Raw genomic sequence first — 22,031 nt, 5'->3', positions numbered from 1 at the left:
GTCCTGCCCGCTCCACCCGTCCTGTCCCGCTGACGAAGGCCCTCCCGTGACCCGTACCCGCCGTCTCTCCCTCGCCGTCGCCACCGCCGCGGTCGCCGCCCTCGCGCTCGCCGCCTGCTCCGCCGGCGGCAGCAGTACCGGCAGCGACGGCACCGTCACCGACGGCAAGCTCACGATCGCGACCGGCCAGCCGGCGTACTCGCCCTGGGTCGAGGACGACGACCCGCAGTCCGGCAAGGGCTTCGAGTCCGCCGTGGCCTACGCCGTCGCGAAGGAGATGGGCTACGCGAAGGGCGACGTCGTCTGGAAGCGCAGCACCTTCGACAGCGCCATCGCCCCCGGCGCGAAGGACTGGGACCTCAACGTCCAGCAGTTCTCGATCGACGCGAAGCGCAAGAAGGCCGTCGACATGTCCACGCCGTACTACACGACGACGCAGGCCGTCGTGACGACGTCGGGGTCGAAGGCCGCGAAGGACACGACGGTCGCCGCGCTGAAGGGCGACACCATCGGCGTCGCCGCCGGCTCGACGAGCATCACCTCGGTGAAGGACGTGCTCGGCGTCACCCCGCAGGTCTTCAACTCGAACGACGACGCGGTGCTGGCGCTCAAGTCCGGCCAGATCGACGCGATCGTCACCGATCTGCCGACCGCCTTCTACATGGCGTCGGCGCAGCTCGACGACGGCACGGTGTCCGCGCAGTTCCCCGAGGACGGCTCCGGCGACCAGTTCGGCTTCGTGCTGCCGAAGGGCTCCGCGCTGACCAGCAAGGTCGACGAGGCGCTCGCGAAGCTCGAGCAGGACGGCACGCTCGCCGACCTGCAGACGAAGTGGCTCTCCTCGGCGACGAACACCCCCGTCCTGGAGTAGCCCGGTGACCGTCCCAGCAGGCGCCGGTGCACCGGTGACCGCCCCCGCACCGAGCCAGGTCGAGCTGGAGCGACGGCTCTACCGTCGGCAGCGCGGCCGCCGCTCGGTCGTCGTGTCGGTCGTCTCGACGCTCGTCGTGATCGCAGTGGTCTGGGTCGGCGTCGTGAACACACCCGGTTGGGCTGCGGTGCAGCAGTCGTTCTTCGACCCGCAGACCGCGGTCGACACCTTCCCGGCCGTCCTGCTCGGGCTCTGGCTGAACATCCGGATCCTGTTCTTCAGCGCGATCGGGGTCGCGGTGCTCGGCACCCTGCTGGCCGTCGTGCGCGGCCTGCGGAACCCGGTGTTCTTCCCGCTGCGGGTGCTCGCCACCGCGTACACGGACCTGTTCCGCGGGCTGCCGCTCATCATCGTGCTGTACCTGGTGGGCTTCGGCATCCCCGGGCTCGGCATCGTCCCGCGGCAGCCGCCGGAGGTCTGGGGAACGATCGCGATCGTGCTGACCTACTCGTCCTACGTCGCCGAGGTGCTGCGGGCCGGCATGGAGGCCGTGCACCCGTCCCAGCGCCTGGCCGCCCGATCGCTCGGCCTGTCGCACGCCGGGACGCTGCGACTCGTCGTGCTGCCGCAGGCGATCCGCAAGGTCACCCCGGCGCTCATGAACGACTTCGTCTCGATGCAGAAGGACGTGGGCCTGGTGTCGATCCTCGGTGCCGTCGACGCGGTGCGGAGTGCGCAGATCGAGCAGGCCGACAACTCCAACTTCACGCCGTACCTGGTCGCCGGACTGCTGTTCGTCGTGATCAGCCTCCCGCTCATCCGGGTGACGGACGCGATCGCGCGCCGACAGCAGCGTCGCGAGCAGATCGGGGGGACGGTGTGAGCGGGTCGGTGGTCCTGGAACTGCGCGGACTGCGCAAGACGTTCGGCGAGCACGAGGTCCTGCGGGGGATCGACCTGACCGTGCACCGCCACGAGGTCATCTGCGTCATCGGGGCGTCCGGCTCCGGCAAGTCGACGCTGCTCAAGACGGTGAACCTGCTCGAGGGCATCGACGACGGCGAGATCCTGCTCCAGGGGACGGACATCGCCGACCCGCGGACGGACGTCGACGCCACCCGGGCCCGGATCGGGGTCGTCTTCCAGCAGTTCAACCTGTTCCCGCACATGCGCGTGCTCGACAACGTCACGCTCGCGTCCCGACGGGTGCACGGCATCGCGCGGGCCGAGGCGGAGGCGACCGCCCGTCGACTGCTCGAGCGCATCGGCCTGACCGAGTTCGCCGACGCCTACCCGGACCGGCTCTCCGGCGGGCAGCAGCAGCGCGTCGCCGTCGTCCGGGCGATCGCGACGTCGCCGGAGCTCCTGCTGCTCGACGAGGTGACGAGTGCCCTCGACCCGCAGCTCGTCGGCGAGGTGCTCGACCTCGTCCGTGAGCTCAAGGAGCAGGGCGCCACGATCCTGATGACCACGCACGAGATGTCCTTCGCGCGGAACGTCGCCGACCGCATCGTGTTCCTGCACCGCGGCGAGGTCGCCGAGCAGGGCGCCCCGGCCGACGTGCTCGACCGGCCACAGCACCCGGCGCTCGTCGAGTTCCTCTCCCGCGTCCACGCCTGACCGACGCCCGTGCCTCCCGGGAGCTACACGGCGAGCAGCACCTTGCCGATGACCTCGCCGTCGCGGACCCGGCGGTGTGCCTCCGCTGCCTCCGCGAGCGGCACCACCGAGTCGACGATCGGTCGGACGCTGCCGTCGGCGACGAGCGGCCAGACGTGCTCGCGGACGGCGGCCACGATCGCGGCCTTCTCGTCGAGCGGACGGGCACGGAGCGTGGTGGCGCTGATGGTCGCGCGCTTCCGCATCATCGCGCCGAAGTCGAGCTCGCCCTTCGCACCGCTGCCCGCGGCGATCACGGCGATGTGGCCGTTCGGGGCCAGCACCTCGAGGTGCTTCGCCAGGTAGTCCGCACCGACGACGTCCAGCACGACGTCGACGCCGCGGCCCTCGGTGAAGTCGAGCGCCCGCTCGACGAAGTCCTCGGTGCGGTGGTCCACCACGAGGTCCGCGCCGAGCTCCTCGGACGCACGCACCTTCCGCTCCCCGCCACTCGTCGCGATCACCCGGGCGCCGAGCGCTTTCGCCCACACGACCGCGTGCGAGCCCATGCCGCCGGTGCCGCCGTGCACGAGCAGGGTCTGCCCGGGCCGGAGCCCCGCGATCATCCCCACGTTCGAGTACACCGTGCACGCTGCCTCGGGGAGCCCGGCGGCCTCGACCAGGTCCACGCCGTCGGGCACGGGCAGCACCTGGGCTGCCGGGACCGCCACGAGCGTCGCGTAGCCACCGCCGGAGAGCAACGCGCACACCCGGTCGCCCACCGCGAACCCGTCCACGCCGTCGCCGAGCGCGCGGACGGTGCCGGAGACCTCGAGACCCAGGACCTCGGACGCCCCGGGCGGCGGCGGGTAGTTGCCCGCGACCTGCTGCAGGTCGGCGTTGTTCACGCCGGCGGCTGCCACCTCGACGAGGACCTCGCCGGGGCCCGCCACCGGGTCCGGGTGCTCGTCGAGTCGGAGTCCGCCGTCGTGTGCCGTGATCGCCTGCATGTTCCCGACGCTACGCCAGGGGCCGCGTCACCCTGGACACCTCCCGGTAGCCTCGGGTTCGATCCGCGCCGTGAGGTCGTGCGTGGACACGAACAGGGGGACACACATGCCCAGGAAGACCATCGCTCTCGCAACCGCCGTGCTCACGGCTGCACTGCTCGCCGGCTGCGCCTCGGGTGGCGCTGCTCCGGCGTCCGGCCGGTCCGGATCCGGGTCGGGCGGGACGGGGACGAGCTCGTCCTCGACACCGACCGCCGCGGCGCAGACACGCGCCGAGGCGTGCACGACGCTCCGCGCGAAGGTGGAGGACTCGGCGAAGGGCCTGCAGTCGCTCTCCGACATGCAGTCCGACCCGCAGGCTGCGGTGGCGCGGCTCGAGGAGTTCGACCGCTCGCTCACCGAGGGGATCGACGCCGTGCAGAACGCCGACGTGAAGCCGAAGGCCGAGGCGTTCCAGACGGCCTACCGGAACATGGTCGCGAAGATCCAGGGGATGGCGAAGGACCCGCAGTCGGTCGACGTCTCCGGCTTCAGCACCTCGGCGGAGCAGGTCCAGCAGGCCGCGAAGGACATCGACACGGTCTGCGCGGACTGATCAGGTCACGCTGGACACCCCGTCCGCGGCCGTCCCGGCCGCGGACAGGGCACCGCGCGGATCAGGCCGCAGGCTTCGCCGCGTCCAGCCGGGCGACGTCCTCGTCGCGCAGCTTCACGGTCGCCGCGACGACCGAGTCCAGGATCGACTGCGGCCGCGACGCCCCCGGGATCGGGATGACCACGTCGCTCTTCTGCAGCTCCCACGCCAGCGCCACGACCTGCGGGGACACGTCGCGCTCCCGGGCGATCACGGCGAAGTCCTCGTACGCGGTGCCGAGGTCGGCCGCCTTCGCGATGCCGCCGAGGGGGCTCCACGGCAGGAACGCGATGCCGAGCTCGTCGCAGAGCTCGAGCTCCGGCTCGCTCGACCGGAAGGCCGGCGAGAACTGGTTCTGCACCGACGCCAGACGCCCGCCGAGGACCTCGTTCGCCTCGCGGATCTGGTCGGGATCGGCGTTCGAGATGCCGGCCATCCGGATCACGCCCTCGTCGAGGAGCTCCGCGAGCGCCCCGACCGAGTCCGAGTACGGCACGGACGGGTCCGGCCGGTGGAACTGGTACAGCCCTACGGCGTCGACACCGAGCCGCTTCGCCGAGGCCTTCGCGGCCTCCTTCAGGTACTCCGGTCGGCCGTCCTGCGCCCACGCGCCCGGCTCCGGCCGCAGGTGCCCGCCCTTCGTGGCGACGAGCACCGCGTCGGTGTCGCCGTGGAACTCGCGGATCGCCTTCGCGATGAGTTCCTCGTTGTGCCCGATCTCGTCCTTCGCGGCCTGGTGGTAGGCGTCCGCGGTGTCGATGAGTGTCACGCCGGCCTCGAGGGCCGCGTGGATGGTCGCGATCGACTGCCGCTCGTCGGGCCGCCCCTCGATGGACATGGGCATGCCGCCCAGTCCGATCGCGCTGACCGACACGTCTCCGATGACTCGTTGCTTCATGCGCCCAGCATGCGCCGACGGGTCGGTGCGATGCCCAGCGTGCGCCGACGGGACAGGTGCGCCGACAGGACAGGACGCGCCGACGGGACGGCGTGCGCACGACCGTGCGGTGGGACGGGGCGGACGGGAGGCCCGTGGCCCGGCCGGCCCCGCGCCTTCCGTCCGGCGGGTGTGCGGCTAGTGCAGCGGCAGCGCGGTGACCTGGCCGGCTCCGGTCGCCGGATCGGTCGCCTGCGCGAAGACGACACCGCCCCAGGTGACGACCACGATCGCGAGGACGAAGCCCAGCGCGGCGATCCACCACGACGTGCGGCGTCGCACCCAGGCCCCGACCGCGAGGACGACCGTGGCGACCCCGATCACGAACGAACCGCCGACCGCGATCGCCGCTCCGCCGAGGAACCGACCGGGTGAGCACCCGGTGGCCGCGTCGCAGCCCGCGGTGGCCGAGACGACCGCGATGATCCCGATCACCAGGGTGAGGAGCGTCAGCAGGGCACCCGCCGCGAGCAGCAGCACGGTCGACACCCGGTCGGCGACGCGGCCGGCGGGGAACAGTGTCGTGCCGCCGCGCACCCACTCCGCGCGCTCGGTGCTGCCCGGGCCCGACTGCGGGCCCGACGGAGGGGACGGCTGCGACCAGGTCATGCGACCGGTCTACCGCGCCTCGACGCCGAACGCCCGGGCCAGCCGCTGGATCTTCTGCGCACGGCCGAGTCGCGGCAGGTCGGAGCCGTCGCGGATGACCTGCCCGCGCGCCTCGAAGTCGTCGAGGAAGTCCTGCGCCCACGCGACGTCGGTCGGCGTGGGGGAGATGACCTCGTTGATGACGGGCAGCTGCTCGGTGTCCAGGCAGAGCTTGCCGGTCAGGCCGAGCGACACCGCCACCTGGGACTGCTCGCGCAGGATGGCGTGCGCCGAGCCGACCGTGGGGCCGTCGATCGGGCCGGGCAGGTCGCCCACGCGCGAGGCCACGACGAGTCGCGAGCGCGGGTAGGCCATGGCGAGCGTGTCGGCCGAGGTGCCGGTGTCGCGGCGGTAGTCACCCGAGCCGAACGCCAGGCGGAACGCGCCCTGGGCCCTCGCGATCGACGTCGCCTCCTCGATGCCGAGGGCCGACTCGACCAGGGCGATCACCGGGGTGTGGCCGCCGAGCCGGTGCCACGTGTCGGTGACCTGCGCCGGCGACTCGGTCTTCGCGAGCATCACGCCCTGCAGACCCGGGAGCCCGCGGAGCTCCTCGACGTCGTCCGCCCAGAAGTCCGTCGTCACGTCGTTGATCCGGACCCACGCCTCGCCGCCGCCGGCCAGCCAGGATGCGACGGTCGAGCGGGCACCGGGCTTCGCGGCGGGGTCGACGGCGTCCTCGACGTCGAGGATGATCTGGTCGGCGCGCGACCGCTGGGCCCGTTCGAAGCGGTCGGCCGCCGTGCCGGGGACCAGGAGCCACGACCGGGAGATCTCGGCGGGGACCGACCGGCGCCGGTCTGGCCGGGCCGACGATGGTGCGGGGGCGGACGGGGCGGTGCGGTCGTCGATGGCCATGTCCACGTTGGTACCACACCGGCTGGTCGGACGAGGTGCCGGGCCCGCACGGAAAGCCGGAAACGTCGGGTCATTGCCAGGGAGGCCGCCCGCTTCCGCCTACAGTGTCGGATGTGTGGCGAGACAGGGTGACCGACGGCGCGGACGACGCGGATGACGACGTCCCCGTCCAGGGCGCCGACGCGCCCGCGGGCGGGCGCGAGCAGCGGGAGGGCGACCGGGCCGACGAACCGGACCGCACCCTCCGCCCGGAACTGCAGCTCACGAGCCCGCAGGCGATCAGCCTGGGCGACCCGCGCCTCCAGGCCGGCAACGCCGCCGAGCCCACGTGGGACGCCTGGCGGACGCAGCTGACCGGCGTCGGCGGCGCCAGCCCGCTGACCCACTTCAGCGACCACCCGCGCGCCCGCATCGAACTGTCCACCACCCACCCGGGTGGGCTCGCGCAGTTCATCACCGGCAAGACGACCCTGCTGTCCAGCCTGATCCGTGACGAGGTCGCGCTGCGTGCCGCGCGTGTCGCCGCCGCCCAGGTCGAGGCGAAGGGCACCGAGCTCGCGACGGTCCGGGGCATCGACGCGGTGAAGCTCGGCATCGGCATGGCCGACTGGCAGCACGGCGACGAGCACTTCCGCGGGCCGGTGCTGCTCCGCCCGCTCGCGATCCGTCGGCACGGCCGCGACTTCGAGGTCCGCCTGCTCGGCGAGCCCGTGCTCAACCCGGGTCTCGCGGACGCACTGCACGAGCAGTACGGCGTCATCCTCGACGCGCAGTCGTTCGTCGCGCTCGCGCAGCAGGACGGCTCGTTCACGCCGAACCCCGTCATCGACCGGCTCCGCGGGCTCACTGCGCACATCCCCGGCTTCTCGGTGCACGCGCGCCTGGTCGTCTCGACCTTCGCCGAGGTCGCCAGCGGCATGGTCGAGGACACCGGCGACCTGTCCCACCCGGTGCTCGACGCCCTCGCCGGCAACCCCAGCGCGAAGTGGCAGGTCGAGCAGTCCTACCACCCGGTCGAGCAGACGCCGTCGGACGAGCGCAGCCCGGAGACCGACACGCTGCTGCTCGACGCCGACGACGAGCAGGAGAACGTGATCGCGCAGATCACGGCCGGCAACTCGATCGTCGTGAAGACCCTGCCGGGCACCGGTGGCACGCAGACGATCGTCAACGCGCTCGGCGGCCTGGTCGCCGCGAACAAGCGCGTCCTCGTGGTGAGCCCACGCCGGGCGACCCTGCGGGGCATCGCCGCACGGTTCGCCGAGGTCCAGCTGCCGGGCGTCGCCGTGACGCCGGGCACCCTGCGCCGTGACGTCGTCCGGGCCATCGCGCGGAACGAGAAGGCCGCGCGTCCGAACCTCCGCGAGGTCGACGACGCCCTGGTCCGGCTCCGCAAGGTCCTCACCGACTACCGCGGCTCGCTGACCCGGGTCGACCCGGACTTCGGCGTCTCGGTGCTCGACTGCCTGGTCGAGCTGTCGCGCCTGTCGCTGCTGCCCGTGCCGCCGTCGACGACCGCGCGGCTGTCGAAGCGGTCCGTGACGAGCATGGTCGAGGGACGTTCGCGCGTCGCCGAGACGATGGTCAGCGCCGCGAACCTGGGCGAGTTCCGCTACGGCCCCGACGACTCGCCCTGGTACGGCGCGAAGTTCGGCTCGAGCGACGGCGCGCAGCGGGCGCACAAGACCGCGAAGGACCTCGACACCGACGGGCTGCCGACGCTCCTGCGCCGGGCGCACGACCTCGTGGCGTCGACGCACATGCGGCAGTTCACGACGATCAACGAGCTCGGCATCTACCTCCGCCTGCTCACCGAGATCCGGGACACCCTCGACCGCTTCCTGCCCGTCGTGTTCGACCGCTCGGTGTCCGAGCTCGTCGCCGCCACCGCTCCGCGTGGCGAGGGCGCCCCGATGTCGTCGACGAACCGTCGCCGGCTGAAGAAGCTCGCCCGCGAGTACGTCCGCCCGGGCGTGCACGTGTCCGACCTGCACGAGGCACTCACCCGCGTGCAGCAGCAGCGCGTGCTCTGGCAGCGGTACGTCGCCGCCGGCGTGAACCCCGAGGTGCCCACGGGCATCGGCGACGTCCAGGTGCTCTTCTCGAACGTCGTGCAGGACCTCGCGCGCCTGGACGAGCCGCTCGGCCGGACCGCACGCGACGAGCAGCTGGCGAACCTGCCGATCGACGAGCTCGTGCCGACGATCGCGCGCCTGGCCGAGGAGTCCGACGTCCTGCACAACCTGCAGGAGCGCACCGAGCTCATGCAGACCCTGCGCGACCTGCAGCTCGAGCCGCTCATCACGGACCTGGCGAACCGGCACGTGCCGGACACCCAGGTGCCCGCTGAGCTCGAGCTCGCGTGGTGGCAGTCCGCGCTCGAGACGATGCTCGAGTCCGACCGGGCGCTGCTCGGCGGCAACACCGACATGCTCGACCGGGTCGAGGCCGACTTCCGGCTCGTCGACGACGCCCACGCGGCCGGGGTCTCCCAGGGCCTGGCGTGGCAGCTCGCCGAGAACTGGAAGGTCGGGCTCGTCGACTGGCCGGACGAGGCCACGGCGCTGAAGACGCAGCTCAAGGAGGGCGCGATCACCTCGCGCCTGCTGCAGGACTCCGCGCCGCACCTGTCGCGGTCGATCGCGCCGGTGTGGCTCGCCTCGCCGTACGAGGTCCCCGAGATCGCCGACACGATGCCGTTCGACACGGTGATCCTCGTCGACGCCGGGGCCGTCACCATCGCCGAGACCGTCGGCGCCGTCCGTCGCGCCCGTCAGACCGTCGTGTTCGGGGACCCGGTGACGCAGACGCCGTCGCCGTTCCGGACCGCGGTCGACCCCGACCACCGGGCGCTGCAGGTGGACGAGGGCACCCTCGACGCCCTGCACGCCGACTCCGCGCTGGCCAAGCTCTCGACGCTCCTGCCGACCCTGTCGCTCACGCGGTCGTACCGCGCCGGCGGCGAGGACCTCGCCGAGCTCGTGAACCGTCGCTTCTACGGCGGCCGCATCGAGTCGCTGCCGTGGGCCGGTTCGTTCCTCGGGCACGGCTCGATCGCGATCGACTACGTCAGCGACGGCAAGGCAGTGCCGGACCCCGACTCGGGAGCGGTCGAGAGCGTCGACGCCGAGGTGGACCGCGTCGTCCGGCTCGTCACCGAGCACGCCCGCACCCGGCCGACCGAGTCGCTCATGGTCATCACGGCCTCGGCGAAGCACGCGGTGCGGGTCGAGCAGGCCGTCCTCACCGCGGCGCAGGGCCACAAGGACCTCACCGAGTTCGTCATCGGCGACCGCGCCGAGCCGTTCATCGTCGCGACGCTCGAGCAGTCCGTGGCGCAGAGCCGCGACCGCGTCGTGTTCTCCATCGGCTACGGCCGGACCCCGCACGGCCGTGTGCTGCGCGACTTCGGTCCGCTCGGCAAGCCGGGCGGGGAGCGCCTGCTCGCGGTCGCGATGACCCGGGCCCGTCGCTCGATGGTCATCGTCACGTGCTTCCAGCCGTCGGACATCGAGGCCGAGCGGATGGGCCACGGCACCGTCGCGCTGGCCGAGATCCTCGCCGAAGTCCGTGCCCGCACCACCGCCGAGTACGTGCCGGACGACTCCGACCCGCTGCTCGTCGACCTCGCCCGGCGCCTCGAGATGCGCGGCATCCCGGTCGCGCTCGGGCACCGCGGCAAGCTCGGCCTGGTCGCGGCGCACGGGGGCGTCTGCGTGACGATCGAGACCGACGCGTCGCTCGTCCGCGGCTCGCTGCGCGAGTCGCTGCGGCTCCGCCCCGAGGTGCTGCGTCGCCTCGGGTGGCACTACGTGCGCGTGCACGCGTTCCAGCTGTTCTCCGACCCCGACCGGGTGGCGGACACGGTGGCGTCGGTGCTCGGCGTCGACCGCGGGGCCACGCAGGAGATCTCGATCCCGCCGATCCCCGCCCGCCGGTGAGCACGTCGGATCTCCACCCCAGCGTGCCCGCGTCGGGCCCCGTCCGCCGGTGACAGGGTCCCGGCGCGCGTCCCGCGCGGCCGGTCCCGTGACGCCGGAGACGGACCAGCTGGTGGGCTCGTGGACGCGTGCCGACGACGCGGCGCAGGTCGTGCCTCCCGTCCGTCCCGCGGCGACCGCGGACGACACCACCGACGACGCCACCACCGTGGACGCCACGACCGGCCGGCCGGGAGGCCCTGCCCGCCGCACCAGGCGCGTCACCACCCAGCCGGTGCCGGGCAGCGACCCGGCCCCGGCCCCGGAGCCGGCCCGCCACCGCGACGGGGAGAACGACGCCCAGCTCCTGCGCGACGTGCCCCCACACTGGTGACGGGTAGCCTGGGGTCGATGACTGACACCGTGCGGCAGCGCCCCGACTGGCAGACGTGGCCCAACCTGATCACGGTGGTGCGCTTCCTGCTCATCCCCGTGTTCATCGGCTTCGTCGTCGCCGGGCACCCCGGGTGGGCGCTCGTCACGCTCGTGGTCCTCGGCGTCAGCGACTGGGCCGACGGCTTCATCGCCCGCCGGTTCGACCAGGGCTCGAAGCTCGGCAAGGCGCTCGACCCGATCGCCGACCGGCTGGCGATCATCGCGATCGTGCTCTCGCTCGTCCTCGTCGGCCTGCTGCCGTGGCCGAGCGTCGCGATCATCGTCGTCGTCGACGCGGTGCTGGCGCTGCTGTCCGGTCTGTGGTTCCGCGGCAACCCGGACCTCGACGTCACCTGGACCGGCAAGGTCCGCTCGGCGCTGCTCTTCGTCGGGCTGCCGCTGCTGCTGTTCTCGTCGACGTCCTGGGCGTCGGAGCACGACTGGATCCGCGTGCTCGCGCTCGTGTTCGTCTGGGCGGGCACGATCGGCCACGTGATCGCCGGCGTGCAGTACGCCACGGCCCTCGCCGCGAAGCACCGCGCGGTCGCCCGCACCGCCTGACGCGGACACGTGCGGCGTGGGCGACCGGCCGGCGCCCTCATGCCCCGTCGAACCAGGAAACCGACATCGAACCAACCCCGGGGGCTGGTTCGATGTCGGTTCCGTGATTCGGTACGACCGCGACTAGAGCTTCGCCGTGCCGCCGATCCCCGGACCCTCGGGAGCGGTCGACGGAGCGACGTGCGCGCCGCCGCCCGACGTCGCCGCGGCGCCGTTCTGGGTGCGGAGCAGGTCGCGGATCTCGAGCAGCACCTCGACGTCCGTCGGCGGGACGTCCTGCGGCGTCTGCTCCTCGTTCTTCTTGACCCGCTCGAAGGCGACCTTCTTGAGCCGGTTGACGGGGACGACGAGCGCGAAGTACACGACTGCGGCGACGATCACGAAGTTCAGGACGGCACCGATGATCGCGCCGAACAGGATGTCCGCGGACCCGCCGGAGACGGTCGGGATCGACACGATCAGTGCCTTGTCCAGGCTCGACGCGTTGAAGACGGCGCCGATGAGCGGGTTGATGAGCGCGTTCACGATGGTCGTGACGATCGCGGTGAAGGCCGCGCCGATGACGACCGCGACCGCCAGGTCGATGACGTTCCCGCGCAGCAGGAACTCCTTGAAGCCCTTCACGTGAGCCTCCTTCCGTGTCGAGGAGACCCCACCGTACCGACGGAGACGAGCCGTCGTCAGGAGGCGCTGGGCGCGGCCGGCTTCGACTCGGACTTCACCGGCGTGCTCGACGACGAGGAGGACGACGTCGAGGAGGACGACGCCGCCGACCCCTCGGCCTTGGGCGTCGACCGCGAGTCGGTGCGGTAGAAGCCGCCGCCGTTGAAGGTCACGCCCACCGGCGAGAACACCTTGCGCAGGGCGCCGCCGCACACGGGGCACTCGGTGAGGGTGGCGTCGGAGAACGACTGCTTGACGTCGAAGGCGTTGTCGCACTCGGTGCAGCGGTACGAGTAGGTGGGCACCCTAGCTCCGGAAGGTGATGATGCGCGACGGCGTGATGATGCCGTCGACGGGTTCGTCGTGGGCCTCGCGCGGGACCTCGTCGAGGTACTCCGCGTCGAAGATCACAGCATAGACGGGCGGCCGGTTCGCCATCGACCCGAGCGTCTTGTCGTAGTAGCCCCGGCCCCAGCCCATCCGGCACCCGTCGTGGCCGACCGCCGCCGCCGGGGTCAGGATCGCGTCGACGTCCCCGAGGGCGAGCGGGGAGAGCACCTCGCCGACGACCTCCGGCATGCCGTGCAGGCCCTGCTGCTCGGACACCCCGTCGCCGACGGCCCAGTCGAGCAGGCCGTCCTCACGGGTGATCGGCAGGAGCACCCGGACCCCCTGCTCGTGCGCCCACCGCAGGAAGGGTCGGACGTCGGGTTCGTCGGGCGCCGACAGGTAGAGCGCGAGCGAGCGGACCTGCCGTTCCTCCACGAACCGCTGCAGGGTCGCGGTCAGGGCGGTCGTGTCGGTGTCGCGCTCCGTCGTGGTCCGGGTGCGCCGCCGCTGCCGGAGCTCGGCTCGCAGGGCGCGCTTCTCGTTCCCGAGGTCGGCGGTCATGGCCGGGAGTCTACCGAGCGCGGGTTTGCGGCTTCCCGCCGTGGGGAGCGGGTTGCCGTGTCCTCCGAAAGGCCCATGCCGCGACCCAGTGACCTTCCGGTACGTTCGCTGACATGGGTTTCCAGATCTCGAAGGCGGTGATCCCGGCGGCAGGGCTGGGCACGCGCTTCCTCCCCGCGACCAAGGCGATGCCGAAGGAGATGCTCCCCGTCGTCGACAAGCCGGCGATCCAGTACGTGGTCGAAGAGGCCGTGAACGCCGGCCTGACCGACGTCTTGATGATCACCGGGCGCAACAAGAACGCGCTCGAGAACCACTTCGACCACGTGGCCGAGCTCGAGGAGACCCTCCGCAAGAAGGGCGACCACGAGAAGCTCCAGAAGGTCAACCAGTCGACCGACCTCGCCGACATGCACTACGTCCGCCAGGGCGACCCGCTCGGTCTCGGCCACGCCGTGCTCCGCGCGAAGATGCACGTCGGCCGCGAGCCGTTCGCCGTGCTGCTCGGCGACGACATCATCGACGCCCGCGACCCGCTGCTCAAGCGCATGATCGAGGTCCAGGGCGAGAAGAACGCCACGGTCGTCGCGCTGCTCGAGGTCCCCGCCTCGCAGACCCACATGTACGGCATCGCGACGGTCGAGGAGACCGACACCGACGACGTCGTGAAGATCACCGGCCTGGTCGAGAAGCCCCCGCAGGGCGAAGCCCCCTCGAACCTCGCCATCATCGGCCGCTACGTCATCCGTCCCGAGGTCTTCGACGTCCTCGAGAAGCAGGAGCCGGGCAAGGGCGGCGAGATCCAGCTCACCGACGCGCTCATGAAGATGGCCGGCGCCGAGGAGTGGACCGGCGGCGTGTACGGCGTCGTGTTCCGTGGACGCCGGTACGACACCGGTGACAAGCTGGACTACATCAAGGCGATCGTGCAGCTCGCCTCGGACCGCGACGACCTCGGCCCGGACCTCAAGGCCTGGCTGAAGGACTTCAACGCGGGAGAGTAGCCACCCCGTCACGAACGGGTCCGGGGTCCGCCCCGGGCCCGTTCGTGCGTCCACCCGGCCGACCACCGGGCACCGGAGGAACCACAGCGATGACGACGATCCCGACCCTGTCCCACGGGCGGGTCACCATCCGGCCCCTCCGGCTCCGGGACACCCGTGACCTCGACGTCGCCCTCGCGACGAACCGCTCGTGGCTGCGCACGTGGGAGGCCACCAACCCCTCCGGACACGTCTCGACCGACGTCCGGGGCAGCATCCGCGCGCTGCAGGCCAACGCCCGCGCCGGGCTCGGTCTGCCGTTCGCGATGGAGCTCGACGGCCGCTTCGTCGGGCAGCTCAACGTGTCCGGCATCAGCTACGGATCGCTGGCGAGTGCGTCCATCGGCTACTGGGTGGTCGAGGGCGCCGCCGGACACAACGTCACCCCGATCGCGGTCGCCATGGCCGTCGACCACTGCTTCCGCGTCGTCGGCATCCACCGCATCGAGATCTGCATCCGTCCGGAGAACGCGCCGAGCCTGCGCGTCGTCGAGAAGCTCGGCTTCCGCTTCGAGGGCCTGCGCCGCCGGTACATCCACATCAACGGCGACTGGCGCGACCACTTCTGCTTCGCCCTCGTCGCGGAGGAGGTCCGCGAGGGCGTCCTCGACCGCTGGGTCGCCGGCCGGGTGCCGCCCGGTGCCGGCAGCGTCCCCGACTCCGCCCGCGACGAGGCGGCGAGACCGCTCGACACCCGGCCGCGCATCTGACGGTCCGCCCCGTCACGCCCACCCACCGGCCGGGAGGCGCGACCCACCGCCCACGGATTCCGTCGCGACTCGCGCAACACGCGTCCGGCAATGGGCGGTCCGGGGAACGCGCACCCCTACCGTGTCCCCATGGCAGGTATCGGCTCCTGGGGCGGCGGCATCGTCCTGCTCATCGCGGCCGTGCTCTGGGTCGTCTACCTCATGCCGTCGTGGGCGGCTCGTCGGCAGTACCTCGCCACCGAACGCAACGCGATCCGGCTGCAGCAGACCCTGCGCATCCTCGCGCAGACCGCCGAGCTCCCCGACGAGGTCCGGGTCGAGATGAACGCGAAGTCCCTGGCCGAGGCGCAGCGGGTCGCCCGGTCCGAGGAGGCGAAGCGCGCCGCGATCGTCCGCGCCCACGAGGCCGCTCGGCAGCGTGAGATCACCCGACGGCTCGCGGAGCAGCAGCCGAAGCTCGAGCGGGCGTCCTCGGTGCCCGCGCTGACCGCGATGCGGATGCGTCGTTCCCGGCTCGGGGCGACCCTGTTCGGCACGCTCGGCGTCGTCGTCGCGATCGTCGTGCTCGTCGCTGCCCCCGGTGCCTGGCTCGTCGGCGTCGCCGGGCTCGTGGCGGCCGGTGGTTCCGCAGCCGTCCTCGCGCAGCTGCACCAGGTGGCGCAGGCGCGGAAGGCGCGTGCCGCGGCCGGTGCGGCGGAGGCGACCCGGGCCTCCCGGCCGGCGACCGCCTGGACGGACCCGGCGCCGCCGCTGTCCACCGAGCAGCCCGCGGAACCCGCGCGCGACCGGAGCTGGACCCCGGCCCGCGTGCCGAAGCCGCTGTACGTGGAGCGACCGGCCGCACCGGCCGCGTCGCCGGAGTCGTCGGCCGAGCTGGCTGCGCGGCTGCGCGAGCGCGTTGCCGAGGCGAAGGCCGAGGCCGAAGCGGAGGCAGCCGCGATCCGGGCGGGGGAGACCGACCCGACGCTCGCGCGGGTGTCGCGCATGCGCTCCGACGTCGAGGAGGCGGCCGCGTCGCTGTCCGCACACGACCAGGGCCGGCTGGCGGAGCGCCTGGGCCTGCGCGCCCCCGCCGCTGCGGCGCGTCCGGCCGTCCACGCTCCTGCGGCGACTCCTGCTCCCACGGCCGAGGCGCCGACCGCGTCGGAGCCCGAGCAGCCGGCGGCCCCGAGCCGCTGGGCCGGGATGGGCGTCATCGACGACGAGGCCTACCAGCAGACCGACCTCGACGCGATCATGCGTCGTCGCCGCGCGGTCTGACGCGACGCTCGGGGCTCCCGGGGTGCGGCGCGCCCGGACGTGGCGAGCCGATTTCGGTTCGCGCTCCCGGTGGTGCTAGTGTTGTCGAGCACTTGGGGCTATGGCGCAGTTGGTAGCGCGTCTCGTTCGCAATGAGAAGGTCAGGGGTTCGAATCCCCTTAGCTCCACCAAGCAGCAGCGAAGGGCCACCCGGTCGGGTGGCCCTTCGTCGTTCCCGGTGACGACCGGTCAGCTCGGGATGCTGTCCGTCAGGACGCCCGCCTGCGCGAGCGACGCGTGGATCGCGTTCGCGGCCTGCTCGAACGCCCGGTTGCCCCGCGCCACGCCGAGTGCACCGCCCTTGACCGCCGACCGGCCCGAACCACGGAGCAGTCGCGCGACCGCTCGTCCGTCGGGCGCGACCATGAGCTGCACGTCGAGGCGGGTGTGGAACGTCCGGTCGTTCAGCAGGCTGCCGACGAACAGGGTCAGTCCCAGGCTGCCGCGGGTGGCCAGCAGGGCCCCCTGGTCGCCGTCGGTGACGGCGTAGCCCTCGCGGACGAGGGCGTCGCGAACGATCGCTCGGGTGGTCTCGGGGTCGGCGGCGACGAAGAAGTCGTGGCTCTCGGGCATGTGCGGTCGGATCCTTCCGGCAGGTGGTGTGCTGCCAGCGATCCTGCCGTACGGTCGCCTACCCTGGTCGGGACATGACTGCTTCGTTCACCCGCCGTTCCCTGCTGTCGCTCGCCGGCGTCGCCGGCATCGGCCTCGCCGTCGCGGCCTGTTCACGCGGTGAGGATGCGTCGCCGAGCGCGACCGGTCGCGCCGGTGCCGGGTCCAGCGGGACGCCCGCGAGCGGGTCGTCGTCGGACGCTCGCCCCGTGGCCTCCTCGATCGAGCCCGCGCAGGTCCCGCTCGCCGGCGGCGTGACGGTGACGGTCACGGGGACCAGCCTCGCGGCGGTGCGCGGCGTGACGGTCGGCGGGATCGCCGCGCGTGACGTGCAGGCCTCCGCCACGACGGTCACCTTCACGGCGCCGCACCAGGCGATGTACAAGGCCGGGTCCGCCGACGTCGCGCTGTTCACCACCGCGATCGAGCCGAGCCCGTCGGCGAACCAGTCCTCGGACGGCAACGGCAGCGCCGCGAACGACGGGCAGGCCGGCGCCACCCAGGACCAGGCGACCGCGAGCCCGACGCCGACCGCCGCACCGACGCCGGACGCCTCCTCCGCGGTCGCGACGACGTCGGTGGCGTACACGGCGCTCACCGCGGTCGACCGGCAGCTCGAGTACGCGATGCGGTACTGGGAGGACTACAACCTCGCGGAGTACGGCACGATGAACCCGATCGGCGGGGACTGCGCGAACTACGTCAGCCAGACGCTCGTCGCCCGCGGGTGGCAGCAGCGCGACGACTGGTACAGCCGCTCTGCCGGCGCGCAGCACAGTGCCACGTGGACGTACTGCCCGGCCATGGACCCGTGGATGACGAAGAACGCCGCGACGTTCGGGTTGACCCGGCGGTCCCTGGACGAGCGCAGCAAGGTCAAGGTCGGCGACATCGTGTTCTACGACTGGAACGACAACCAGTCGCCCGACCACGTCACGATCGTGTCCGAGGTCTTCACCGAGCCGGACGGCACGGTCCGCATCAAGTCGGCGAGCCACAACCAGGACGGGCCGTACCGCGACCTCGACGAGATGATCACCGTGCAGCACCCCGGCGGCGCTGCCTGGTTCCACACGTTCGACGCGTAGCGGCGCCGGGGCCGCTCAGGGGTAGCCGAGGAACCAGGTCAGCACGACCGCGACCGCCTGCAAGCACATGCCGACGACCAGCCACGCGACGGTCCGCTCCCGGGTCCCCGCGAACACGTCCGCACCGAGCAGCGGTGCCGTCGGCATGAGCAACCGCGGCAGGCTCTGCTGCGGCAGGAACACCGCGACCAGGTAGAGCGCATACGCGGCCGTGAACGAGACGACGTCGACGCCGAGCGCGCGGACGTCGCGTCGGGTCCACAACCACGCAGCACCCGCCAGCACGACCACCACGAGCACGACCCCGCCCGCCCCGAGCCACGTCGACGCCATCGTGAACCACGGTGTCAACGGCGCGAAGTGCTGCCGACCGACGAACCCGACCCACCACGACAGCTCGGTCTCGAGGTACGCGTCCGGCCGCCCGGTCACCGCCGAGGCCACGACCGGCCACGCCAGACCCGCCACCGCGATCCCGAGGCCCGCGACGACGATCGCCACGGCGTCCCGCACTGGCATCGCCCGACGCTCCTGCACGAGTCGCGCGACCAGGTGCACCGCGAGGGCCACCGCGAGCGCGAGCACCCCCGGCTTCGTGAACGCCGCGACGAGCCCGAGCGGCAGCACGAACCAGTACCGCCGGCGCACCAGGGCGAGCAGGGCGCCGAACAGCAGGAGCAGGAAGGTGCTCTCGGCGTAGGCCACCTGCAGCAGGAACCCCGTCGGGGCGACGGCGAACAGCGCGGTCGCCCGCGTCGCCCGGCGGTCGTCGGACACCGCGCGCACCAGCCGCCAGAGCACGACGCACGCTCCCGCCCCGGCGAGGGTGGCGACGAGCACACCGGCCGCCCAGAAGGACCCGCCGACCAGCGGCTGCACCACCCGGGCCAGCGCCGGGAACACCGGCAGGAACGCCCACGGGTTCGGTAGCACGTGCCCGTCGGCGTCGGTCGGCAGCGTCGCCGGGTAGCCGTGCTCCGCGATGGTCCGGTAGAACGAGGCGTCCCACGACCCGAGGAACGACAGGAACGTCCCCTCGCGGCGGTACGACGCGAACGGCCAGCCGTTCGCCCGGGCGAGCAGCCAGACCGTGAGCAGCAGGACCGTGCTGACCACACGGGAGGCCAGCCACACGATCAGGGGAGCCGTCCACCCGCGGTGCCGTCCCTCCAGGCCGACCGCGAGCAGGCGACGGACGCGAGCCGCCAGCCTCGGCCGGGAGGCTCGGGTCGTCTCCGCCGGGTCGGTCACCGACCGATCCTCCCACCTCCGCCGCGCGGTGCCGGCCCGAGCGCTCCTGTCCGGTCGCCGCACGGGGGGCGCGCCGGTCAGGAATCGTCAGGTCGCGAGGCGTTGCATCGGGCACGTTCCCTGGAAACCATCGACAGGAGGAATCATGCCCTTCATCACCGTCGGCGCCGAGAACGGCCACGACATCGACCTGCACTACGACGACCTCGGCTCCGGCGACCCGGTCGTCCTGGTCCACGGCTGGCCGCTCTCCGGCCGCTCGTGGGAGGGCCAGGTCCCCGCGCTCGTCGAGGCCGGCCACCGCGTCATCGCCTACGACCGCCGTGGGTTCGGCCAGTCGTCGCAGCCGTGGGGCGGCTACGACTACGACACCTTCGCCGCGGACCTCGACAAGCTCATCACCGAGCTCGACCTGACGAACGTCACCCTGATCGGGTTCTCGATGGGCGGCGGGGAGCTCGCGCGCTACGTCTCGACCTACGGCACCTCGAAGCTCAAGAAGCTGGTGTTCGCGAGCGCGGTGCCGCCGTACCTGTGGAAGTCGGACGACAACCCCGACGGCGCGGTCGACCAGGACCTCGCCGACTGGTTCTCGAACGGCATCACGGGCGACCGTCCCGCGTTCCTGCACCAGTTCGTCGACATGTTCTACACGCCGGGGGAGTCCGGCGAGCCGATCGTGTCGGCCGACCAGCGAGCCTACGACCTGGCGATCGCCGAGCTCGCGTCGCCGAAGGGCACGCTCGACTGCACCGTGGCGTTCGCGACGACGGACTTCCGCGACGACCTGACGAAGGTCGACGTCCCGACGCTCGTCATCCACGGCGACTCGGACGGCATCGTGCCCTTCGAGGCGTCGGGCAAGCGCACCGCCGAGGCGATCCCGAACGCGCAGATCCACGTCATCGAGGGTGGTCCGCACGGCGTGCTGGCCTCGCACACGGACGAGTGGAACGAGGCGGTCCTGCGCTTCCTGGCGTCCTGACCCACCGGCCTTCTCCGGACGCAACGTGGGCGGTTCCTCGCAGCGGTACATCGCTGCGAGGAACCGCCCGCGTTGCGTTCCGCGGGTGGGGCCGCGGAGCCGCGCGCCGGGCCGCCCGGGTCTCAGCGCCCGGTGACCGCAGCGCGGATGCGCTCGATCGGGACCTTCGGGGTGCGGTCGGCGTTGAGCAGGCCGTTCGTCTCCTGCACCGTGTCCGTCAGCTGCGTCCAGCACGAGCCGGCCAGGAACGCACTCGCCCGGACCCCGTCGTAGAGCGCCGTGATCCGCGCCACCCAGTCGTCACCGTCGACCGCCGAGGTGTAGCCCCACCCGTCCTCGCGCTTCGCCCCCGGCTGGAAGTCCACGCCGCCGAACTCCGTGAGCATGACCGGCTGGCCCTCGTCCACCGCGCCACCGACCAGGATCCGACGGTCGGCCGGGCCCCGTCCGCCGAGCAGCGCCGTGCGTGCGGCGTCGTCGGCGTAGGTCGCTGCGAGCCGGGCACCGTCGCCCTCGTAGTCGTGCACGGTGACGATGTCCGAGTTCGTGTGCTCCCACCCGTCGTTCGAGATCACCGGCCGCGTGGGGTCGAGCGCCCGGGTGACGTCGGCGAGCGACCGGGCGTAGGCCTGCTGCGCGGGGTCGGTCGCGACGTGCTGGACGCCCCAGCTCTCGTTGGCCGGCACCCAGGTGACGATCGAGGGGTGCGATGCGTCGCGCTCGACGGCGTCCATCCACTCCCGCACCAGTCGCTGCACGGCGAGCGGGGAGAAAGCGTAGGCACCGGGTGCCTCACCCCAGACGAGCAGCCCGAGCCGGTCAGCCCAGTACAGGAACCGCGGGTCCTCGATCTTCTGGTGGTTCCGTGCGGCGGTGAAGCCGAGCTCCTTGATGAGCTCGACCTCGCGGCGGAGTGCCTGCCGTGACGGCGCCGCCAGGTGCGACTCCGGCCAGTAGCCCTGGTTGAGCACGCTCCGGACGTCGTACGCGCGGCCGTTCAGCAGGAAGGCGCCGCCGTCGATGCCCACGGTGCGGATGCCGAAGTAGCTCGAGACGGCGTCGAGGGGCTCGGTTCCGTCGGCGGGGAGCAGGCTGACGACGGCGTCCACCAGACGCGGGGTCTCCGGCGACCAGACGAGTTCGTCCTCGGCCTGGCCGTTCTGCTGCCGGGCGACCGGCACGACGACCTCGACCTCGTGCGCGTGCACCGGGACGACGGCCTCGACCGTCGCGAGGTCCTCGTCGCCCTCGTGCCACCGTGCCGCGACCCGGACGCGGGCACCCGCGGGGCGCTCGCCGGAGAGCCGTACGGTGAGCCGCATCGTCGTGTGGTCGACGTTGATCCACCGCAGGCCCGCGATCGACGCCGTCGGGACGGCCTCGAGCCACACCGTCTGCCAGATCCCGGTGGTGCGGCGGTACCAGATCGCGTGCGGGTGCTCGTGCCAGTCCTGCTTGCCGCGCGGCTGGGTGACGTCGTGCGGGTCGTCCTCGGCGCGGACGACCAGGGTGTGCGCCGTGTCCGGGTCGGTGCCGAGGGCCTCGGTCACGTCGAGCGTGAAGGGGGTGTGCCCGCCCTCGTGCTCGCCGATGAACTGCCCGTCCACCCAGATCCGCGCTCGGTGGTCGACGGCGCCGAAGTGCAGCAGGAGCCGTGGTGCCGCGTCGCCGTACCCGGCAGCGTCGAGCTCGGCGCGGGTGATCGTCCGCGCGTACCAGACCACGGGGTGGAACCCGGGCTCGTCGATGCCCGACGCGGGCGACTCGGGCGGGAACGGCACCACGATGTCCCGCGCGTCGGGGAACCCGGTGCGCCAGGCGGGGTCGTCGCCCGTGTTCCGGAACGACCACGTCCCGTCGAGGTCGGCCCACGCACCGCGGAGCACCTGCGGTCGCGGGTACGAGCCGTCCTGGTCGGACGCGCGGGGGAGCCCCGAGGACGGACGGAGCGGGGACAGTGGGGCGGCGACGGTGCCGTCGAGCGGGCTCATGCGTCCATGCTGGCCGATCCGTACA

General features: G+C 72.5%; 22 protein-coding genes and 1 tRNA gene. 13 read left to right on the top strand and 10 right to left on the bottom strand.

The annotated features are described in order from the left end of the window. The first annotated feature begins 46 nt into the window (after positions 1–46). Genes LCG91_RS14000 through LCG91_RS13990 form a run of 3 tightly spaced genes read left to right on the top strand, consistent with a single transcriptional unit; the run spans position 47 to position 2,491 of the window. Positions 47–871 carry an ABC transporter substrate-binding protein gene (locus tag LCG91_RS14000; protein WP_224441767.1) on the top strand — a complete coding sequence of 275 codons (825 nt, stop codon included), beginning with the start codon at positions 47–49 and terminating at the stop codon, positions 869–871. A gap of 4 nt (positions 872–875) precedes the next feature. Next, the gene (locus LCG91_RS13995; RefSeq protein ID WP_224441766.1) at positions 876–1,754 is read left to right on the top strand and encodes an amino acid ABC transporter permease; all 879 of its coding nucleotides are present in this window, start codon (positions 876–878) and stop codon (positions 1,752–1,754) included. Positions 1,755–1,762: 8 nt separating this feature from the next. Further along, complete coding sequence (locus tag LCG91_RS13990; RefSeq protein ID WP_318010439.1) at positions 1,763–2,491, top strand: amino acid ABC transporter ATP-binding protein; 729 nt, start codon at positions 1,763–1,765, stop codon at positions 2,489–2,491. A 23-nt stretch (positions 2,492–2,514) separates the two neighbouring features. Here LCG91_RS13990 and LCG91_RS13985 read toward each other — a convergent pair whose 3' ends face one another. Further along, complete coding sequence (locus LCG91_RS13985) at positions 2,515–3,480, bottom strand: NAD(P)H-quinone oxidoreductase (protein WP_224441764.1); 966 nt, start codon at positions 3,478–3,480, stop codon at positions 2,515–2,517. Positions 3,481–3,586: 106 nt separating this feature from the next. Between LCG91_RS13985 and LCG91_RS13980 the strand changes: the two genes are divergently transcribed. Beyond that, on the top strand, positions 3,587–4,075 hold the full coding sequence (locus LCG91_RS13980) for a hypothetical protein (protein WP_224441763.1): 489 nt from the start codon (positions 3,587–3,589) through the stop codon (positions 4,073–4,075). A gap of 61 nt (positions 4,076–4,136) precedes the next feature. Here the strand turns inward: LCG91_RS13980 and LCG91_RS13975 are convergent, their stop codons facing one another. The 3 genes from LCG91_RS13975 to LCG91_RS13965 all read right to left on the bottom strand — a co-directional run bounded on the left by LCG91_RS13975 (position 4,137) and on the right by LCG91_RS13965 (position 6,557). Next, positions 4,137–5,012: an aldo/keto reductase gene (locus LCG91_RS13975; RefSeq protein ID WP_224441762.1), complete on the bottom strand. Its 876-nt coding sequence runs from the start codon at positions 5,010–5,012 to the stop codon at positions 4,137–4,139. 177 nt (positions 5,013–5,189) lie between these two features. Continuing rightward, positions 5,190–5,660, bottom strand: coding sequence for a DUF6264 family protein (locus LCG91_RS13970; protein WP_224441761.1), 471 nt, complete (start codon positions 5,658–5,660; stop codon positions 5,190–5,192). A 9-nt stretch (positions 5,661–5,669) separates the two neighbouring features. After that, positions 5,670–6,557, bottom strand: a complete 888-nt coding sequence (locus LCG91_RS13965) for an HpcH/HpaI aldolase/citrate lyase family protein (RefSeq protein WP_202596862.1) — start codon at positions 6,555–6,557, stop codon at positions 5,670–5,672. A gap of 113 nt (positions 6,558–6,670) precedes the next feature. Between LCG91_RS13965 and LCG91_RS13960 the strand changes: the two genes are divergently transcribed. The 3 genes from LCG91_RS13960 (at position 6,671) to LCG91_RS13950 (ending at position 11,473) form a co-directional block, all read left to right on the top strand. After that, the gene (locus LCG91_RS13960; RefSeq protein ID WP_224441760.1) at positions 6,671–10,498 is read left to right on the top strand and encodes an AAA family ATPase; all 3,828 of its coding nucleotides are present in this window, start codon (positions 6,671–6,673) and stop codon (positions 10,496–10,498) included. A gap of 88 nt (positions 10,499–10,586) precedes the next feature. Beyond that, the gene (locus LCG91_RS13955; protein WP_224441759.1) at positions 10,587–10,871 is read left to right on the top strand and encodes a hypothetical protein; all 285 of its coding nucleotides are present in this window, start codon (positions 10,587–10,589) and stop codon (positions 10,869–10,871) included. A 17-nt stretch (positions 10,872–10,888) separates the two neighbouring features. Beyond that, the gene (locus tag LCG91_RS13950; protein ID WP_224441758.1) at positions 10,889–11,473 is read left to right on the top strand and encodes a CDP-alcohol phosphatidyltransferase family protein; all 585 of its coding nucleotides are present in this window, start codon (positions 10,889–10,891) and stop codon (positions 11,471–11,473) included. Between the two features lie 123 nt (positions 11,474–11,596). Here the strand turns inward: LCG91_RS13950 and mscL are convergent, their stop codons facing one another. From mscL to LCG91_RS13935, 3 genes are read right to left on the bottom strand one after another with little or no spacing between them, the layout of a single operon-like run. Further along, positions 11,597–12,097 (bottom strand): large conductance mechanosensitive channel protein MscL, encoded by a 501-nt coding sequence (gene mscL, locus LCG91_RS13945; protein ID WP_058729911.1) that lies wholly within the window; start codon positions 12,095–12,097, stop codon positions 11,597–11,599. A 56-nt stretch (positions 12,098–12,153) separates the two neighbouring features. Next, on the bottom strand, positions 12,154–12,441 hold the full coding sequence (locus LCG91_RS13940) for an FmdB family zinc ribbon protein (protein WP_058750452.1): 288 nt from the start codon (positions 12,439–12,441) through the stop codon (positions 12,154–12,156). Between the two features lies 1 nt (position 12,442). After that, positions 12,443–13,027 carry a 5-formyltetrahydrofolate cyclo-ligase gene (locus tag LCG91_RS13935; RefSeq protein ID WP_058729913.1) on the bottom strand — a complete coding sequence of 195 codons (585 nt, stop codon included), beginning with the start codon at positions 13,025–13,027 and terminating at the stop codon, positions 12,443–12,445. Between the two features lie 113 nt (positions 13,028–13,140). On the opposite strand from LCG91_RS13935, the gene galU reads away from it, so the two are divergent. The 4 genes from galU (at position 13,141) to LCG91_RS13915 (ending at position 16,210) form a co-directional block, all read left to right on the top strand. Next, positions 13,141–14,031, top strand: coding sequence for a UTP--glucose-1-phosphate uridylyltransferase GalU (gene galU / locus LCG91_RS13930; protein ID WP_058729914.1), 891 nt, complete (start codon positions 13,141–13,143; stop codon positions 14,029–14,031). Positions 14,032–14,120: 89 nt separating this feature from the next. Beyond that, a complete protein-coding gene (locus tag LCG91_RS13925; protein ID WP_224441757.1) occupies positions 14,121–14,780 on the top strand; it encodes a GNAT family N-acetyltransferase in 660 nt (219 codons plus the stop codon). Positions 14,781–14,909: 129 nt separating this feature from the next. Further along, positions 14,910–16,040, top strand: coding sequence for a hypothetical protein (locus LCG91_RS13920; protein ID WP_224441756.1), 1,131 nt, complete (start codon positions 14,910–14,912; stop codon positions 16,038–16,040). 94 nt (positions 16,041–16,134) lie between these two features. Further along, positions 16,135–16,210: transfer RNA gene (locus LCG91_RS13915), tRNA-Ala, on the top strand. A gap of 58 nt (positions 16,211–16,268) precedes the next feature. Here the strand turns inward: LCG91_RS13915 and LCG91_RS13910 are convergent. Further along, positions 16,269–16,652 carry a hypothetical protein gene (locus LCG91_RS13910; protein ID WP_224441755.1) on the bottom strand — a complete coding sequence of 128 codons (384 nt, stop codon included), beginning with the start codon at positions 16,650–16,652 and terminating at the stop codon, positions 16,269–16,271. 74 nt (positions 16,653–16,726) lie between these two features. Here LCG91_RS13910 and LCG91_RS13905 point away from each other — a divergent pair, with 74 nt between their 5' ends. After that, positions 16,727–17,779 carry an amidase domain-containing protein gene (locus LCG91_RS13905; protein WP_224441754.1) on the top strand — a complete coding sequence of 351 codons (1,053 nt, stop codon included), beginning with the start codon at positions 16,727–16,729 and terminating at the stop codon, positions 17,777–17,779. Between the two features lie 15 nt (positions 17,780–17,794). On the opposite strand, the gene LCG91_RS13900 is transcribed toward LCG91_RS13905, so the two are convergent. After that, positions 17,795–19,030 carry a mannosyltransferase family protein gene (locus LCG91_RS13900; RefSeq protein ID WP_224441753.1) on the bottom strand — a complete coding sequence of 412 codons (1,236 nt, stop codon included), beginning with the start codon at positions 19,028–19,030 and terminating at the stop codon, positions 17,795–17,797. Between the two features lie 145 nt (positions 19,031–19,175). Here LCG91_RS13900 and LCG91_RS13895 point away from each other — a divergent pair, with 145 nt between their 5' ends. Further along, the gene (locus LCG91_RS13895; protein ID WP_058750447.1) at positions 19,176–20,015 is read left to right on the top strand and encodes an alpha/beta fold hydrolase; all 840 of its coding nucleotides are present in this window, start codon (positions 19,176–19,178) and stop codon (positions 20,013–20,015) included. Positions 20,016–20,137: 122 nt separating this feature from the next. On the opposite strand, the gene LCG91_RS13890 is transcribed toward LCG91_RS13895, so the two are convergent. Then, positions 20,138–22,006, bottom strand: coding sequence for a glycoside hydrolase family 2 protein (locus tag LCG91_RS13890; protein WP_224441752.1), 1,869 nt, complete (start codon positions 22,004–22,006; stop codon positions 20,138–20,140). Between the last annotated feature and the right edge of the window lie 25 nt (positions 22,007–22,031).

It is taken from the genome of Curtobacterium sp. TXMA1 (genome assembly GCF_020162095.1).
GTDB lineage: Bacteria > Actinomycetota > Actinomycetes > Actinomycetales > Microbacteriaceae > Curtobacterium.
The sequence above is the reverse complement of the archived record's forward strand: the minus strand, read 5'-3'. Positions and strand labels throughout refer to the sequence as shown.